The sequence below is a fragment of the Bifidobacterium sp. LH_449 genome, assembly GCF_056356755.1.
On record NZ_JBKEUV010000005.1, the window covers coordinates 140,057 to 157,610 of the forward strand.

General features: G+C 62.0%; 11 protein-coding genes and 3 pseudogenes. 2 read left to right on the forward strand and 12 right to left on the reverse strand.

Annotated features, from left to right (window positions below; all coding sequences use genetic code 11):
* Positions 1-535 precede the first annotated feature (535 nt).
* The 8 genes from AC1AX7_RS05850 to AC1AX7_RS05885 form a co-directional block, all read right to left on the reverse strand.
* Positions 536-2,098 (reverse strand): ABC transporter ATP-binding protein, encoded by a 1,563-nt coding sequence (locus AC1AX7_RS05850; protein ID WP_476509151.1) that lies wholly within the window; start codon positions 2,096-2,098, stop codon positions 536-538.
* An 86-nt stretch (positions 2,099-2,184) separates the two neighbouring features.
* Positions 2,185-2,880, reverse strand: a complete 696-nt coding sequence (locus AC1AX7_RS05855; RefSeq protein WP_476509152.1) for an energy-coupling factor transporter transmembrane component T — start codon at positions 2,878-2,880, stop codon at positions 2,185-2,187.
* A 116-nt stretch (positions 2,881-2,996) separates the two neighbouring features.
* A complete protein-coding gene (locus AC1AX7_RS05860; protein WP_476509153.1) occupies positions 2,997-3,719 on the reverse strand; it encodes an MptD family putative ECF transporter S component in 723 nt (240 codons plus the stop codon).
* 981 nt (positions 3,720-4,700) lie between these two features.
* Positions 4,701-5,600, reverse strand: coding sequence for an ABC transporter ATP-binding protein (locus AC1AX7_RS05865; protein ID WP_476509154.1), 900 nt, complete (start codon positions 5,598-5,600; stop codon positions 4,701-4,703).
* A 32-nt stretch (positions 5,601-5,632) separates the two neighbouring features.
* Entirely contained in the window at positions 5,633-6,457 is an 825-nt protein-coding gene (locus AC1AX7_RS05870) for an ABC transporter ATP-binding protein (RefSeq protein WP_476509155.1), read from the reverse strand.
* Positions 6,454-7,320 (reverse strand): ABC transporter permease, encoded by an 867-nt coding sequence (locus AC1AX7_RS05875; RefSeq protein WP_476509156.1) that lies wholly within the window; start codon positions 7,318-7,320, stop codon positions 6,454-6,456. Before AC1AX7_RS05875 ends, AC1AX7_RS05870 begins: the two co-directional genes overlap by 4 nt.
* Entirely contained in the window at positions 7,317-8,357 is a 1,041-nt protein-coding gene (locus AC1AX7_RS05880; protein ID WP_476509157.1) for an ABC transporter permease, read from the reverse strand. Before AC1AX7_RS05880 ends, AC1AX7_RS05875 begins: the two co-directional genes overlap by 4 nt.
* Before the next feature lie 92 nt (positions 8,358-8,449).
* Positions 8,450-10,084 carry an ABC transporter substrate-binding protein gene (locus AC1AX7_RS05885; protein WP_476509158.1) on the reverse strand — a complete coding sequence of 545 codons (1,635 nt, stop codon included), beginning with the start codon at positions 10,082-10,084 and terminating at the stop codon, positions 8,450-8,452.
* 243 nt (positions 10,085-10,327) lie between these two features.
* Here AC1AX7_RS05885 and AC1AX7_RS05890 point away from each other — a divergent pair, with 243 nt between their 5' ends.
* A complete protein-coding gene (locus AC1AX7_RS05890; protein WP_476509159.1) occupies positions 10,328-11,095 on the forward strand; it encodes a type III pantothenate kinase in 768 nt (255 codons plus the stop codon).
* Between the two features lie 610 nt (positions 11,096-11,705).
* Here the strand turns inward: AC1AX7_RS05890 and AC1AX7_RS05895 are convergent.
* Both AC1AX7_RS05895 and AC1AX7_RS05900 read right to left on the reverse strand, forming a co-directional pair.
* Positions 11,706-12,923 (reverse strand): annotated as a pseudogene (locus AC1AX7_RS05895) (extracellular solute-binding protein); the annotation flags it as partial.
* A 201-nt stretch (positions 12,924-13,124) separates the two neighbouring features.
* Positions 13,125-14,135: pseudogene (locus tag AC1AX7_RS05900) on the reverse strand (extracellular solute-binding protein); the annotation flags it as partial.
* Positions 14,136-14,144: 9 nt separating this feature from the next.
* On the opposite strand from AC1AX7_RS05900, the gene AC1AX7_RS05905 reads away from it, so the two are divergent.
* Entirely contained in the window at positions 14,145-15,152 is a 1,008-nt protein-coding gene (locus AC1AX7_RS05905; RefSeq protein ID WP_476509160.1) for an alpha-L-arabinofuranosidase C-terminal domain-containing protein, read from the forward strand.
* Positions 15,153-15,240: 88 nt separating this feature from the next.
* Here the strand turns inward: AC1AX7_RS05905 and AC1AX7_RS05910 are convergent, their stop codons facing one another.
* Together AC1AX7_RS05910 and AC1AX7_RS05915 are read right to left on the reverse strand one after the other, a co-directional pair.
* A complete protein-coding gene (locus AC1AX7_RS05910) occupies positions 15,241-17,310 on the reverse strand; it encodes a beta-galactosidase (protein ID WP_476509171.1) in 2,070 nt (689 codons plus the stop codon).
* Positions 17,311-17,440: 130 nt separating this feature from the next.
* A pseudogene (locus tag AC1AX7_RS05915) lies at positions 17,441-17,554 on the reverse strand (carbohydrate ABC transporter permease); the annotation flags it as partial.

A 17,554-nucleotide genomic window follows, 5' to 3' on the forward strand; every position in this document is an offset into this window, starting at 1 on the left:
GTTTCGACGAATCCGAATGTCTGAGTCAATGAAAATCAAGGTTTTTACGGCGGATCGGGGCGATTGCGGAATTCAGTGGGCACTTTTCCCGTTCAGTGGGCACCCGTCGGATTCAATCCGGATAACGGCCTTGTTGCGATTCCGGGTTTTTCAAGGATTTCATCACATGCGACTACACATTGAGGCACTCACTGAACGACAAAAGTGCCCACTGAAGGGGCGAATCATGTTCAGCGACAACAATAACGGTGCATCATGCAGCCAACCATACCGGCTTCCCCGCATCGCCTCACCGCATATGCCCGCATATCGGACTCCCCGGTCTCATATCCCAGTTTCATATCCCGACCTCACGCCCCGGTCTCGCGTCCCGGTCTCTTCGCTCGCCAGACTCTTCGTTTCCTCAACCTCACGTTCCGTCTCTTCACTCCCCGACCCCATGCCCCGTTTCTTCATCCCTCCCCATTCCGCAAATCCCCGCACCGCTATTCCATTGTTAATGCATGCGGGGAGGATCGAGCGGGGGCGATTCGGATCATGCCGAGTCGGAAACGGTGAGGATCCGGTCGCACCAGCGGGCGGCGAGCTCTTCGTCGTGGGTGATGACCAGCACGGCTTTCCCGGCGTCGGCCAACGACCGCAGCAAGGAGCCGACCTGCATCATATGCGCATGGTCCAATCCGCTGGTCGGCTCGTCGAGAACGATCAGGCGTTTGCCGCACATCAACGCCACAGCGATGGCGAGCCGTTGTTTCTGCCCGCCCGACAACGTCATCGGATGACGGTCGGCGAACTGCAGCAAGTCCAATGATCGCAGAATGCCGTCGCAGCGCTGCCGCAACGCCGCCCATTCCTCAGGCGTATCCGCCTCCTGCCCCATCAGCAGCTCGCCGCGCACGCTGTCGGCGAACAGTTGATAGTTCACATCCTGCATGACCAGAAAGCTCGCATCCGTCAGCTCGGTGCGCGGCGCAGCCTTGCCTTCCAGCATGACACGGCCGGCAAGGGGCCGCTGCAGGCCGCACAATGTGCGCGCCAACGTGCTTTTGCCTGCGCCGTTGCGCCCCATCAGACCGACGATCCGCCCGGAATGCAGGACGAAATCATCAATGTCTTTGGCGAATTCGCAGGACTGCGCGGTTTTTTTGGAAAACCGTCCGCCGAACCATCGGCGATGCGAGACGCCCACGCGCAATCCTTGCGTGGCGATTAGCGGCGCCGATGCGGTTTCTTCGTTTTCCGCGTTTTCGGCAACGATTTTCTGCCGGATCGCGGCCTGATACGGCGCCATATCCAAACCGCGCAAGCCTGAGGCTTCGACCTGTTCCGCCGGCAGGGCCCGGAATCGGTCGGCGGTATATTCCCGCCGGACCGTGCCGTCTTCGATGATGATGAATCGGTCGGCCACATCCATGCACCACGCGAGACGATGTTCGGCGATGATGACGGTGACGCCGTCCCGCTTCAATGACGCGACCATATCATGCAGGCGTTCGATCGCCGCCTGATCCAGGTTGCCGGTCGGCTCGTCCATGACGACCAGCTTAGGATCGAGCATCATCGCGGCGGCCACGGCCAGCTGCTGCTTCTGCCCGCCCGACAGGGTCGAGACGTCACGGTCAAGCAGGGTTTCGACGCCGTAGCGTTTCGCGATTCCGCGAACCCGATCATCGATCTCTCGCGTGTCCATGCCGCTGTTTTCGCAGGGGAACGCCATTTCATCGGAGGCGTTCGCATTGAAATACTGCGTTTTCGGATTCTGGAACACGCTGCCGACCAGCGGAACATACGCTTCGATCGGCTCCGCTCCGGCATGCAGTCCGCACGTCGTATGCTCTCCGGTCAATTCGCCCGGCAGCAGGCCTGGGACCAGACTGTTGAGCAAGCGCGTATATGTGGTTTTCCCGCAGCCGCTCGGCCCGGTCAACACCACCACTTCGCCGGCGGCGACGTTCAGATCGATATCATGCAACGCCGTTGCGTCCGCCGTCTGATAGGCGAAACCGACGTCGTGCGAGCGCACGATTTCCGACTGTTGCGCAGGAACAAACGCGGGCGCGTATTGCACTGCCGCCGTTCCCTCAGATGCCACTTCCACAGACACCGCTTGCGCCGATGCCGCCGCCGGCTTTGCCGCCGCCGTTCCCTCCGACGACACCGCTGTTTTCACAACTGTTTTCACGCTCACAGCACACCGCCCAAATGCAGTGCCGGCGGAATCGCACAGCACAACACCGCCACCACATCAACAGGTCGTATGCGAATCCGCGCACGGCAGGTGTGCTCCCCCGGCAGGCCCAATCCTTTGGTCAGAGCGGCCATCGACAGATCCTGCGCGACGATCGTCGCGTTCATCATCAACGGCACCAGCACGCATTCCAGACTTCGCATCGGCCGTTTCAGCAGGCCGCCGATGCCGTTCGCGATGCCGCGCAACGCCATCGCATGCCGGATCTGCCGGTAATCACGGCGAATCGTCGGGAAAAACCGGATCACCACAATGCAGGGGATCACGAAGGTCTCCGGCACGCGCATCCGCCGCAGCGCGCACACGAATTCGCTGGCCGACGTGGTGGTGAAAGCGTAGGAGCCTGCGATCAGACTGGGCATCATCATGCGAACGCCGGATGACGCCAACCCCAGCAGATGCATCCACTCATATGCGTCCGCCGTCAACGCGGCGACGCCGCCCATCGCCAGCAGCAGTGCGTACGACACCAGCCAATGCATGGCCGTGATCCGCTTTCCCGCAACACACATGGCTGCGATCAGCAACGCGACCATCATCGCTTCCGCGGCGATGCCGACGCGCAGGAACAGCGTCACATTGGCAAGCAGCAGCAGCGCCAGTTTCGTGCGGGGATCCAAGGAAATTCGCATAATGCAGTCGTCTTACTTCTTGAGGTCAGCAATGGTGTCGGCGGGGAATCGCGATGATCACAAAAGGAAGTCGACGGCGCAGGCGATGCCGGCAGCCGCGATGTTCACAGCATGTTTCATCCTGCATGCACGACGCCGGCCTTCGCGAAGTGGCGGCGCAGCAATCGCTGTCCGAACAGGCCGCCAAGCAGTGCGCATACCGCGATCGCGATCATCGAAATGAAGAACGAGCCGGTGTTGACCTGCGCGAACACGCCGTCGATGTAGGCCGCGTCCTTGCCTCGTGATTCAAGGCTCGCCACATACATGTCCTTCATGAACCACAATGGCAGGATCGGGCCGACCAGTCCATAGCAGAATACGACGTAGCTCAGCAGCATCGTTTTGCGATTGCGGTAGCGGCCAGTGCGCGCGACCAGATCGGCCGCGACCGGGAAGACGATGCTGGCCAAGAAGGAGAAGATGAAATGGCCTGAGATGAACAGAAACAGGCCGATGACCAGCCCCATGATGCTCAGACCGCCGAATTTGCCGACGCGCGCGGCGAGCAGCATGTAGACGCCGCCGGACAACAGCGCGGCGACCGCAGGCAGCAGAATCTGGCCGAAACCGGCGAGCATCACCGTGCTGATCAGCGTCGCCACGGCAACCAGCACGAAATACAGGGCGCTGAAAATGCCGATGGTGATCAGATCCGGAATGGTCAGACGACTGGACGCGACGTTCGTCGCCGCGGCTGAGGCCGCTGTCGCAGTCCGCGCGGATGTCGCGCTGTGCGTGCCTTTTGCGCTTTGCGTATCTTTTGCGTTTTGCATGGTCGTATTTGGCAGCGTCATCATAAGTCTCCATATATCGGGGGCTTTTATGCGATTGTGAAAACAGCATCGAAGAGCCGGGCGGCGGGACCGCAGGCCGGCGCGGCCTGTGCAGCTGACGCGGCCTACGCAGCTGACATGGTCGGCGCAGCCGCATGACGCTGTCGGCAGCACAACCGTCGGCAGCGCAACCATTCGGCGGCATGACTGTCGGCAGCACAGATGACGGCGGCACGACCGACGCATGGCACTGACGGCGGCACGACCGACGCATATACCTGCGTCTATGCCTGCGGCACATACACAATGTGCCCCATCCAGACACACATTGTGCGCGTACTACCCACACAATGTGTATGTGGCACCCACACAATGTGCGCAGCAGGCCCGTCGCACGCACAATGTGCCCCGTTTCAACGCACAATGTGCGCCATCCACACGCACAATGTGCGCCCGACCGACACCCAACGCACATTGTGTATGTGGCACCCGCACATTGTGTATGTGCCATCTGCACAATGTGCGTGTGGCACCTGCACAATGTGCCGGCAAACCACACACATTGTGTGCGGTTCGGCGCTTCGGTGTTTTCTTAGGGCTTCAATGTATCGGGGGAACGGGTAAAAAGCAATACTTTTGCTGAAAAATCTCGCGGCCGGAGAAAACACACGCCTGTCGGCCATCACCACAAGAGAAATCCGCACCGGCAAAGTCCGGCAGAACCTCGACATCCGGCTTACAGCAGACTTCAGAACCATACGTCAATATATGACGTCTTTCGAGGTCCCGCCAAAGCGCAAGGTCCGCGCGCGGCATTGCGGCTGCAACATTACGGCAGCGCGGCGGTACGGCATCGCAGCGTTGCAGTACCGCGGCAGCACGGCAGCCCCAGCATTACGGGCATTACCGCATACGACACTGCCACATTACCGCATGCCGCATTGCGGCATTGCGGCATTACGACATTACGGCACTGCCGCACTACAGCATTACGGCATTGCCGCATTACAGCGAAGCGGCGGCGATGAGCTGGCGCGTGTAGTCGGATTGCGGCGAGGCGAGCACGTCGACGCATGCGCCGCGCTCTTCGATGCGCCCGTCATGCAGCACGATGACGCGGTCGGCGATGTGCTGGACGACGCCCAAATCGTGAGACACCATGATAAGCGCCATTTCGGGATTGCTTTCGCGAATCGCGCGGATGGCTGCCAATATGTCGATGCGCGCCGCGACATCGATGGCGCTCATCGGCTCGTCGGCAAGCAGCACATTCGGTTTTGTGATGATGGCGCGCGCGATGGCGACGCGTTGCGCCTGCCCGCCGGAAAGGTCCATCGGGTAGCGGCTTCGGAATATCACCGGATCCAATCCGACCATATTCAATGCCCGGTCGACCGATTCGCTGATTTCGTCGGCTGGCACGCGGCGCAGTGCAAGCGGCTCGGCCACGCTGCGTTCGACGGGCCAGCGCGGATCGAGCGAGGCGAAAGGGTTTTGGAAGACGAGCCCGGATTCGCGGCGCAGCATCCGCATGCCCTCGCTGCCGCGGCGCTGTGTGACGGCGAGGCCGCGATATCGCACGGTGCCGCTGTCGGCGGATCGCAGACCGAGCATGATGCCGGTCAGCGTGGATTTGCCCGATCCGGAGCCGCCGATGACGGCGAGGCACTCCCCCGCATGCACGTCGGCGCTGACATCGAACAAGACCTGGCGTCGCGCCGCGCGGGCGCCGAAATATTTGCTGACTCCGGTGGCCTGCAGGATGACGCCATTTGATCGGGTCTCGCCGCCGGACTGGGCGACGCCATTGCCGGCGACGCCATTGCCTGTGATGCCGTTGCCAGCGTTTCCATTCGCCGTTTCATGAATTGTTTCACGCATCATTTCATCCGCGGATCGATTCATGATCGCATTCATACCTTGATTCGTGCCGTCATTCATGATGCGGGCCTTTCTTCCGGCGTCACATTTCGCGGCGCCGACACCTGCGGCGTCGCCTGCAACGTCAATTCACGCGCCGCGCCCGTCAGCCGCTTCGCCTGCGGCGTCCGCGGATGCCGCAGAATATCCGCGGTCCGCCCGTTTTCGGCCATTTCGCCGTCGTCCAGCACGTAGCATTGCGTGGTCGCATGGGACAGCACGGCGAAATCATGAGTGACGAACAGCATTGACGCACCGGCATCGTCGACCAATGAGACGAGCAGATCCACGATTTGGCGCTGCACGATGGAATCCAGCGCTGTGGTCGGTTCGTCGGCGATGATGAAACGCGGCGATGTGATCAGCGCGGCCGCGATGGCGACGCGCTGCTGCTGACCGCCGGAAAGCCGGCTGGGATACTTGCCGACCGCATCCGCCGACAAGCCGACTTTGTCCAGCATTGCGATGACGCGTTCGCGGCGTTCGTTTTTTCCCAGATCATAGTGCAGGCGCAACGGCAATTCGATTTGCTGGCCGATCGTCGCCACAGGATTCAATGATGCGGCGGGATTTTGGAATACCATGCCCATTGCGCGGCCGCGTAGGGCGGCCATATCACGGTCCGGCAGGCCGACGAGCTCGCGCCCGTCCAGCATGATCGAGCCGGTGACGGCGGCGTCCGCAGGCAAAAGCCCCATGATCGCCTTGGCGATCATCGACTTGCCGGAGCCGGATGAGCCGACCAGTCCGACGCGGCATCCGTCTTCGACATCCATATCGACGCCGCGCACGATCGGCTTGCCGCCGATGGCGATGTTCAGTCCACGTATGATCACACTCATTTCACGCCTCGCAATCGCGGATTCGTCAGCGGATCGGCCGCATCGCGCAGCACGTCGCCGAACACGTTCAACGCCACCACCGCCACGGTGACGATCAGGCCGGGCCACAGCACGGTAAACGGATACACGTTGATGAATTTGACCGAAGTGGACAATGAATGCCCCCAGCTTGGCACGCCGGACGGCACGCCGATCCCCAGATAGGTCAACCCGCTTTCCGCGAGCACCGATGTGCCTGCGGAAAGCGTCATCTGCACCAGCAACGTCGGCATGATATTGGGCAGCACATGGTCGACGAATACACGCCGATGCGACGCGCCGTTCGACAGTGCCGACGTCACATAGTCGGATCGGGCGGCCAGCAGCGCCTGCGGACGGACGACGCGGGCCAGATTCAGGCCGTATCCGAATCCGCAGGCGGCCACGACCACGGCGATCGAAGCGCCGAACGGGACGGCGAGGATCAGCGCGATCAGTGTGGTCGGAATGGAGATCAGCGCGTCGATGGCGACGACGACGGTATTCGACAATGCGCCGGAACGTGCGACCATTGCGGTGACCAGCAGCAGACCGAACGCTGCGGTGACCAGCATCGCCAATATGACGATCAGCAGATTCGTCGAAGCGCCGGCCATCAGCCAGCTGAGCACGTCGGCGCCGGTGCCGTCGGTGCCGAGCCAGTGTTGGGCGGACGGCTTGGCCCAGGCGGCGTAGCCGTCCGTCTCCCATAGGGATTGCGGCGTCCACACCAGCGACAGCAAGGCGACCAGCACCCATAAGGTCAGCACGGTCAAAGCGAAGCGCCCCTCGCCGCGCGACCATATCTCACGCAGGATCATAAGCGCTTTCGTACGAGTCTTCATGCCTTCGCCCCCTTCAGCGCCTCTTTCGCGGCGGTCCCATCGGCGATCGCGCCGGCGGCCCTGCCGACGGCCTCGCCGGCATCCGATTCCGTCGCCAAACGCGGGTCAAGCGCACGATGCAGCAGGTCGACCAGCAATCCGATCAGCAAAAAGAACGCCGACAGCATGAACAGCTCGCTTTGCACCGCTATCAGATCGCGATTGCCGACATCCTTGATCAGGCCGCTGCCGATGCCCGGCAAAGCGAACAGGTTTTCGATCACCATCACGCCGGTGATCATTTCGGCAAACGTCAAGCCGATGACCGACACCAGTTGCGGCGCCGCCAAACGCAATCCGACATGCAGCAGCGCCTGCGTACGCGTCATGCCGCAGGCCATCGCCATGTCGACATGTCCGGAATGCAGCATCTCCCCCAATGCGGAACGCGTATATCGCATCAGACTGGCGCCGACGATGATGCCGACGGACAAAGCCGGCAGAATCAGCGATTCGACCGCGCCTGCAGCATCGGCCCAGCCTTCTGCGGGAAAGCCTTGCGCCGGCAGCAGGCCGACCAATCCGACGCCGCGCGAAAACAGCAGAATCAGCAGCAGACCGCTCCACAACGCCGGCACCGCGCCGCCGACGATCGACACGATATGGAAGGCGGAGCGTGCGCGGCGGCCGCGCGCCGTCACCGACGCGCAGCCGAGCGGTATGCCCAACGCCAATGCGATCAGCAGGCCGAGTGCGATCAGCGGGAACGTGATCGCCGCGCGTGCGCCGACCTGTTCGGTGATCGAACGGCCCGTCAACACGGATACGCCGAAGTCGCCGTGCAGCAGCGCGCCCAGCCAATCGGCATACTGCGCGCCCCATGATTTGTTGAGACCAAGTTGCTCACGCAACACCGCCACGCGTTCGGGCGGCGAATTCAGGCCGGCCATGACGGCGGCGACGTCGCCCGGCAGGATGCGCAGCGCGGCGAATACCAGCAGGGATATGCAGAACAGCGCGAGAATGAACAGGGCCAGTCTGCGAATCATAAAACGCATGGTCGCTCCGATTTGCTCCGATTGGTTTCGATTTCGCTTCGTTGCATCGCGTCGTATCCCGATGTAAGCGATCGCTTTGCTCCGCGCCCGCGCTATTGCGCCCGGTATACGACGTCATACAGCGGCAGCAGCGTCTGGTTGAGGTTCACAGGGAAGCCTTCGACGCCGTTCGCCCATGCGGTGGTCACACGATAGTTGAACAGCCAGTCGGCGGGCGCGTCCTCCGATACGATGCGTGCGGCCTTCGCCAGCAGTTCGTCGCGTTCCTCGTCGGACGTCGCGGACATGGCCTGCGAATACAGGCTCCGCACTTCCTCGTTGTCGTAATGGTAGTAGTAGTCCGGCGTCGCCCACTGGTAGAAGTCATGGCTTTCGTTATGGTCCACCAATGACAGGTCGTAGTCGCCATCGGTGTAGACGTCCTGCAGCCAGGTGGAGAATTCCACGATCCGCACGTCCAGGTCGATGCCGATCTCCTTCAGCTGCGAGCGCAGCTGGTCGCCGATTTCGCTCGGATACGTATTCGCATAGGTCAGGGTCAGCCGCAGCGGATCGTCCGTGGAATATCCGGCTTCGGCCATCAGTTCCTTGGCTTTGTCGACATCATACGGATACACGTCGGTCAGGTCTTCGTATCCGGGGTCGAGGGACGGGATCGGACCGCCGAGCGCCGCGTCCGCGCCGCCGCGCGAGGCGATGATCTCGTCATGGTTGATGGCGTGGCGAATGGCCTGGCGCACCCGCTTGTCGGAGGTCTTTTCGCCGGTGTTGTTGAAGGCGAGCACATACTTGTCGGTGTCGTCGCCGGCCTGCACGGTGTAATGTTCGCCGTCTTCGGCGAAGGGGCCGGCAAGGGATTCGCTGATCGGCGCCAGCACTTGCACGTCGCCGGATTTGAGAGCGTTCACGGCGGCGTTGTCGTCCGTATAGTACTTGATGACGATGGTGTCGGTTTTCGCTTTGTTTTCGCCCCAATAATTCCTGTTGGCCTTCAGGGTGACCGAATCGTTGGCCACGAATTCGCCGACGGTGTACGGGCCGGAGCCGAGCGCCTCGGTTTTCGCGTCGTAGTGCGCGTCCTTGTCGAATACGAGGCCGGCGCGGCCGGACAGCGTCCACAGCAGATTCGAATAGGGGGCGCTCAGACGCAGTTCGACGGTGTCGGCGTCGATGGCGCTGATGGATTCGAAATTGGTCAGCGACGTGGAATCATGATATTCCTTGTCGACCAGTTCGTTGATGGACCAGACCACGTCGTCGGCGTTGAGTTCGTCGCCGTTCGAAAAGGTCATGCCTTCGTTCAGATGGAAGGTGTAGACCGTGCCGTCCTCACTGGTTTCCCAGGTTTTCGCGATGGCGGGCGTCACATTGTTGTCGGCGTCGCGTGCGACGAGGCCTTCGTACACATTGCCGATCAGAATCTGGTCCAACGCGGAGCCCGCGGTATTGCGGATGTCGAGATTGGTCGGCGCCAATTTGAGGCCGACGGTGACGGTGTCGGCGGCGCCGCCTTCGTCGCCGGTCGCGTTCCCCTTCGGTTCGGCGATATTCCAGCCGATGATGATCGCGATGACTGCGACGACTGCGACCAGCACCCAGGTCCATGGGCGTTTCGGCTGATTCGTGTTCCTGTTCTTCGCATGCGCTTCAAGCGAAGCGTCGGTGCTGGATGCGGGAGCGTTCGTGGTTGCGCCGCTGTTTGCGTGCACACCATTGTTGTCTGTCATTTCCTGTATTCCCCTGAATGTGGATCGCGATTGTTCTCGAATCGCGGCATGCGGCGTCGCCTGCGGCGCTGCATGACTTTCCTTGTTGCAATTCCTCTTGTCGTTTCCGGCTGGCCGCCATATGGTCGACCGCCGGATTCCAGTCTAGCCCCACCCCCTGTCCTGACATACGGCGATATACTGTAAATTGTTCGGCTGCAATGCCGAGGATTCAGGTCAGTCAGTGCCGACAAGGGGGATGACATGCTTGTTGCGGTGGATATCGGAAACACGAATATCGTGTTGGGATTCATGGAGGGTAACGATATCGTCGGCACCTATCGCATGACGACGAAGGCCGACCACACGTCGGACGAATACGGTTTGATGATTCGCCAACTCCTTGCTTTGAGCGGATATCATCCGGATGACGTCGACGATGTGGTCATCGCATCGGTCGTGCCGAAGGTCATGCATTCCTTCCGCGCCAGCATTGTGAAATTCCTGGATATCGATCCGATGATCATCGGTCCGGGCGTGAAAACGGGGATCAACATCCGTCTGGACGATCCCAAATCATTGGGAGCCGATTGCCTTGTGGACTGCGCGGGCGCCTTCTACACGTATGGCGGCCCGGTATTGGTCGCCGATTTCGGCACGGCGACGACGTTCAACTATGTCGACGTCGAGGGCACGATCACGTGCGGACTGGTTGCCGCCGGCGTCCGCACCACTGCCGCGGCGTTGTCCGGCCAGGCCGCACAGCTGCCGGAGATCGAGATCACCAGGCCGAAATCGATTCTGGCGACGGCGACGATACCGGCGATGCAGGCCGGATTGTATTACAGCTATCTGGGCGGCGTCGAACGCACGATCCACCAATTCCGCGCGGAGATCGGCGGGGATTTCCAAGTCGTCGCCACCGGCGGATTGGGCCGTATCTTCAAGGACGACACCGCGCTCATCGACGTCTACGATCCGGATCTGATCTTCAAAGGCATGAAATACATCTACGACCGCAACGCCGACTAGCCCCGACGCCCCAACTTCCGTCATCCCCGCACTGTCGTTACGTTTTGGGCCCTTCCCGGATCCGGATTCCGTAGCAACGGTACGGGATTACGTTGTCGAGCCTCCCCAGGCCCCCGAAATCGTAAAACCACATGGCTGTTACGAAATTTGCGGGCGGGAAGGGAATGGGAAGGCGTGAGGAAAGGACGGGAAGGCACGAGGAGGGCGATCATTGGATGACGAAGCCCTGGTTGCCGCCGTATTCCTTGAGGTCGCGCTGCCAGGCGGACAGGCCGTCCATCAGGCTGACCTCCTCGGCTTTCAGATCCTTGATCTGCTGCCTGAGGTCCTGCCGCTTTCCGCGCAAATCAGCCAGCGTCTCCTCGATGGTGTCGTCGTCGATCGCCGCGTAGGCATTGCCGCCGGCAGCATCGGCAGCGGAATCGGCGGAATCCGTTTTATCGGCGGAATCAGCAGAGGAATCCGTAGTATCCGGCGAATCAGCATCGGACGAAGCCCCATCCGACTTATCCGCGGCCCCATCCGAAGCCGCCCCATCCGAAGAGGCCTTCTCGGCGGCATCGGCCGCCGCCTGCTTCGAGGCCTTGATCTCTTCGAAGATCCGCAGCCGCGCCTCCACCTTGTCCAAGCGCTCGTTCAATCTCAGCATTTTCGTCGACCACGTATACGCCGTGCCGACGGTGGATTTGAAATCGTTGCGCGCATACACTTCGAACGGCAGATACTGGTATCCGGTGGACACGTCCTCCGCCGCCGCGGAAAGCACTTCATTGAACTTCTGGCCGCCGAAATACGGGATTTCAATGCCGCGAGAATCGGTGATCGTCGTTTTATCGAGGAAATCCTCATCATTCAACGTGTCGTTGTCGGCCGGGAAAGCGCCGCCGTCGACTCGCGATTTGATGCCGGCCGCTTCATGGCAGGCGTATTCGATGAACCGATACGACGCCTCCGGCTTGCGCGAGGTCTGCAGCACCGCCAGCGCGGAGCCGCCGTTTTCCGCATTGGTCGCGTCGCCGTCCATTGTCGGCATTCTGCCCACACGCCACAGACCGGCGGATCCGGGCACGTCGGACAGCAGCAATGACGGCATCCAGGCGCCGGAGAACACGGAGGCGACGCTCCCCTCGCCCAATGCCTGCTTCCATTCATCCGACCATGTCGTCAGCCTGGTGTCGATCAGCCCCTCATCGATCATCTTCTGCCAGAATTCGGTGAAGTTCTGCGTTCCGGCGTCGCCTTCCAGGTTGACCTTCACATTCAGGCCATCGTTGGAAACCTGATACGGGCGCCCTCCCGCCAGCCAGATCATCGCGGAATAGAAGCTGGCATCCCCTGAAGCGGCCGCGATGTAGACGCCGATCTCCTTCAGCTTCTTCGCGGCCTCGTAGAAATCATTCCAGGAGCGGATCCGCGACGCATCCACGCCGGCCTGTCGGAAAACGTCATCATTGTAGAAGAACGCCATCGGACCGGAATCCATCGGCAGACCGTAGATGCGATTGTTCAGCCGCACCGAACTCCAGGTGCCCGGCGTGTAGAAATCGCCGTATCCCGCCGTCCTGTCGGTGATGTCGAGAAGCTGGCTGCTGACCGCGTATTGGCGCAGCGCATAATATTCAAGCTGCACCACGTCCGGCAGGCCGTAGCCGTTCTGGATCGCGTCGTTGAGATTGTCGTAGCCGCTGGTGTTCTTCCAGACCACATGCACGTCCGGGTTTTCCGCTTCGAATCCGTCGATGACGGCCTGCATGCTCGGCTCCCACGACCATACGGTGATGGTGGTGCGCGTATCGGCCTGCGCGCAGGAGGCGACGCCGAACAGCATGGCGAGCGCGGAGAGAGACGCCAGCAAACGCCCGGCCCGCCCCTTCGACATATTGCTTCCCTGTTGATGCTTGCTGCGTGCGATTCCAAACAACGGCATACGGAACAGCATATACGAAAACGGGCGCCGCCCTCACGGCGGCACCCACTGATCATGGTCGCATCGGGGAACGTCTGTTGGCGATGACGTTCTCAGGGATCATCACTCCACGGTGTAGCCCTGCTGGCTTGCGTACTCCTTGAGCGCGTCCTCCCAGGAGGCGATGCCGTCCTTGAGGGAGACCGACTTGTCGGTGTAGGCGGCACCCGCATGGTCGGCGAAGACGTTACGGGCGTACACTTCGAACGGCAGGAACTTGTAGCCGGTGGAGACGTTGGCCGCGGCCTTGGCGAGCTCCTCGTTGAACTTCTGTCCGCCGAAGTACTCGTGCGCGTTGCCGTCGGAATCGGTCAGGGACGTCATGTTCAGGAACTCGTCGGAGGCCAGGGTGTCGTTGTCCGCCGGGAAGGCGCCGCCGTCGACGCGGACCTTGATGCCGTCGGCGTTGTGGCAGGCGTATTCCATGAACTTGTAGGCGGCTTCGGCCTTGGCCTTGTCGTCGGTCTTCATCAGCGCGAGCGAGGAGCCGCCGTTCTCGGAGTTCACTTCGGAGCCGTCGACGGTCGGCATCTGGGCGATGCGCCACTTGCCATCACCGTTCGGAACGCCCGACAGCAGGTTGTACGGCATCCATGCGCCGGTCAGCAGGGAGGCGATGGAACCGTCGTCCATGCCCTTGTTCCACTCTTCGGACCAGCCGACGGTCTTGGTGTCGATGAGATCCTCGTCGATCATCTTCTGCCAGAAGTCGACGAAGGTCTGCACTTCGTCGCTGCCCGTCATATCGATCTTGACGGAGGTGCCGTCCTCGGAGGTCTCGAACGGGGATGCGCCGGCCAGCCAGGTCATCGAATCGAAGAAGCCGGCGTCACCGGAGTCGGAGGTGATGTAGGAGCCGGTGGCGCGGACCTTCTTGGCCGCCTCGTAGAAGTCGTCCCATGTACGGACCTGGGTCGGATCGACGCCGGCCTTGTCCATGACCTCCTTGTTGTAGAACCAGGCCATCGGGCCGGAATCCATCGGCAGTGCGTAGACGCCGCCGTTGAGGTTCACGGAGCTCCAGGTGCCGGGGGTGTAGAAGTCGGAGAAATCATCGGCCCCATATTCGGACAGGTCGGCCATATGACGCCGGAGGAATACGCGGCGGCCGTCGACAGGACGGCGCATGCGATGAAGCTCGCCGAATCCGGATTGGAATTGGTCGCCTGCGGGTCGTCCAACGCGCATATGCCGACATTCGGCGCCTGGGAGCGCACGGTGCTCACCAAGGCATACGACAATCTCGACTTCGTGTCCTGCCACGCCTACTACTACGAACGCGGCGCGCGCGGCATGCAGGATTACCTGGCCTGCTCCGAGGACATGCGAGGCTTCATCGACACCGTCGCACAGTGCGCCGATGCGGCCAAGGCCGCGAACGACGGCGACCATGACATCGCCTTGAGCTTCGACGAGTGGGGCGTGTGGTATTCCGACGTCTGGAACCGACAGGAGGCGCAGTGGAAGGCCGCGGCCAAGGAGGGCCTGCACGCCGAGCCGTGGCCGAAGGCGCCGCATCTGCTGGAAGACATCTATTCCGTCGCCGACGCGGTGGTCGAAGGTTCGCTGATGATTACGATGCTCCGGCATTGCGATCGCGTCCGTTCCGCCTCCCGCGCCCAGCTGGTCAACGTGATCGCCCCGATCATGGCGGAGCCGAACGGCCCGGCCTGGCGTCAGACCGTGTTCCACCCGTTCGCGGAGGCCGCCATGCACGCGCGAGGCGTCGCCTTCGCACCGAGCATCGACTCCCCCATGATCCATACGGAAGCCTACGGCGACGTCGCCGCGGTGGATGCCGTCGTCACATGGGACGGGGAATCCGGCAAGGGGCTGCTTCTGGCGGTCAACCGCGACGCCGAGCATGCGCATGGCATCGCCATCGACCTGTCTTCGCTGACGGGCGCAAACGCCGCCGCCTTGCGCATCATCGCCGCAAAGACGCTGCATGACGACGACCCGCATCGTCAGAACACCGCCGACGACCCGAACGCGGTCACGCCTCAACCGTTGCCCGCCGACTGCGTCGATGGCACGGTCCGCTTCACGATGCCGGCAATCGCCTGGGCCGCGGTCGAATTCTCCATCTGACGTCCGCCAACGACCGCAGACCACGAAAGGAGGGGCGCACGACCCATTCGGATCATGCGCCCCTCCTTTCGTCTTCGGGAACAGCAGGCTATCGTTTCAGCACCAGCACGCCGTTCGGACTGATCGTCGCGGTGCCGTCGTTCACGCAGGCCAGCGAAGCGACGACCGCCTCGCCCTCCACAGGCATGTCGACAACCTCATGCGTACGGTTGAACAGGAACGTGAACGTCGCGGCCTGTTCGCCTTGGCCCACGCGCTCCACGCGCATGACGGACCCCGAAGCGTCGGGGAGGTCAAGCCCCACGGCCTCGCACAGTGCGTCGAGGCTGCGAGCCAGGCCTTCGCGCCCGAGCCGGCATCCCACATAGGCCGCCTTGCCTTCGCCGTACGGATGGACGGTGATGGCGGGGACGCCGTCCATGCCGGCCCACGGATCGGCCTTGTATGTGGCGAGCACCTGCGTGTCCGGTTCGACCGATGCGATCCAGTCGGCCATGTCATGGGCGACCGTGCCGTTGCTCAGATCCAGATGATCCATCGCGCCCGGCGCATCCGTGCCCATCGGCACGAATTCCTCGACCCGCACGCCGACCACGTCACGGATCGAGCCCGGATAGCCTCCCAGCCAGATATGGTCACGCTCGTCGGAGATGCCCGTATAGTACGTCACGAACAGCTTGCCGCCGTTGGCGACATAATCATGCACACGCTTCGTGTTCGCCTCGTCCAGCAGATACACGCTCGGCAGCACCGCGGCTTCGTAGCCGTCCCACTCGCCGCGGATCGGCACGACGTCGGCGGTCAGGCCATGATCGGCGAAGGCACGGAACCATTGCAGCGGTTCCTCCCAATGCCTCACCTGCTGGCTCGGCGTCGCGGTATGCTCCGTGGCCCACTGGCTCTCGTAGTCGAACACGATGGCGACCTTGGACTTGGCGAGCTTCGTCCCCAGCAGCCCTTCATCGCCCAGACGCCGCAGATCGGCGCCCAATTCGCATACGTCGCGGAAATCCTGGCTGTCCTCGCCCGCATGGGGAAGCATCGCCGTATGGAATTTCTCCGCGCCGGCCCTGGACTGGCGCCACTGGAAATAGCAGATCGCATCGGCGCCCATGGCCAGGTGGGCGAGGGAGTCCCGCACCAGCTGCCCGGGTTCCTTGCGGTAGTTGATCGGACGCCAGTTCACGGCCCCGGTGGAATGCTCCATCAGGAACCACGGGTTCTTGCGCGCGATGCCATCGGTCAGCGAGGCCGAATACAGCAGCTCGTCCAGATGGGCCTCACCCGGCGTGAAGTAGTGGTCGTTGGACACGAAGTCGACCTCGTATCCCCAATCGTCGTAGTCCAGTCCGGTGCCGGCGGCGGACACCATGAAATTGGTGGTCAGCGGACAGTCCGGTGTGATTTCGGCCAGCGTGTCGCGTTCGGCGATATAGAAGGATTTCAGCGCATCCGAGCTGAAACGTTTCCAGTCGAGCAGCTTGCCTGGATTCATGAAATTGCCGTCGCCGATGAAACGCGGCGGGACGATTTCGGAGAAATCGTTCATGCGCTGCGACCAGAACGACGTGCCCCATGCCTCGTTGACCGCGTCGATGGTGCCGTATCGGGCCTCGCACCAACGCTGGAACGCCCGCATCGCGTCATCGGAATAGTCGAAGCGGTTGTGGCATCCGTATTCGTTGCCCACATGCCAGGCCACCACATACGCGTTGTCCTTGTAATGCTCCGCCATCCTGCGGCACAGGTTCAAGGCGTAGTCACGGTAGATGGGGCTGGTGGGACGCCAATGCTGCCGTGCACCCGGCCAGCAGGTGTCCCCACGGTAATCCTTCCACAACACTTCGGGATGGGCCTGCGTGAGCCACATCGGCGGCGACGCCGTGGCGGATGCCAGGTCGACCGCGATGCCGGCCTTGCCGAGCTTGTCGATGATGCGGTCGAGCCAGTCGAAATCATACACGCCTTCCTGCGGCTCGATCTTCGACCATGAGAAGATGCCCACCGACACCAGATTGACGCCGGCCTGCCGCATCAGGCGGATGTCGTCGTCCCACACTTCCTCGGGCCATTGGTCCGGGTTGTAGTCGCCGCCGTACCAGATGCGGGCCTGCTGCCCTTCCAGCGCGGCCGGCCACCGGAATTTCCTGTGTTTCATCAATGAAGGCCTCCTTGTCTCCTTCGTGGCATATCGGTCTTGCGACATGACCATTGCCATAACGATGCATGTGCCCGAGACCGCCGCATCGGCAATGTCCCGGCGCATGCAACCATTCAGCGTCGATACGTCATTCCTTGACTGCGCCTGCGGCCAGGCCGGACTGCCAATACCGCTGCAACAACAGGAACGCGACCACCAACGGAACGATCGTGACCAGGGAACCCGTGACCACCAGGTTCTG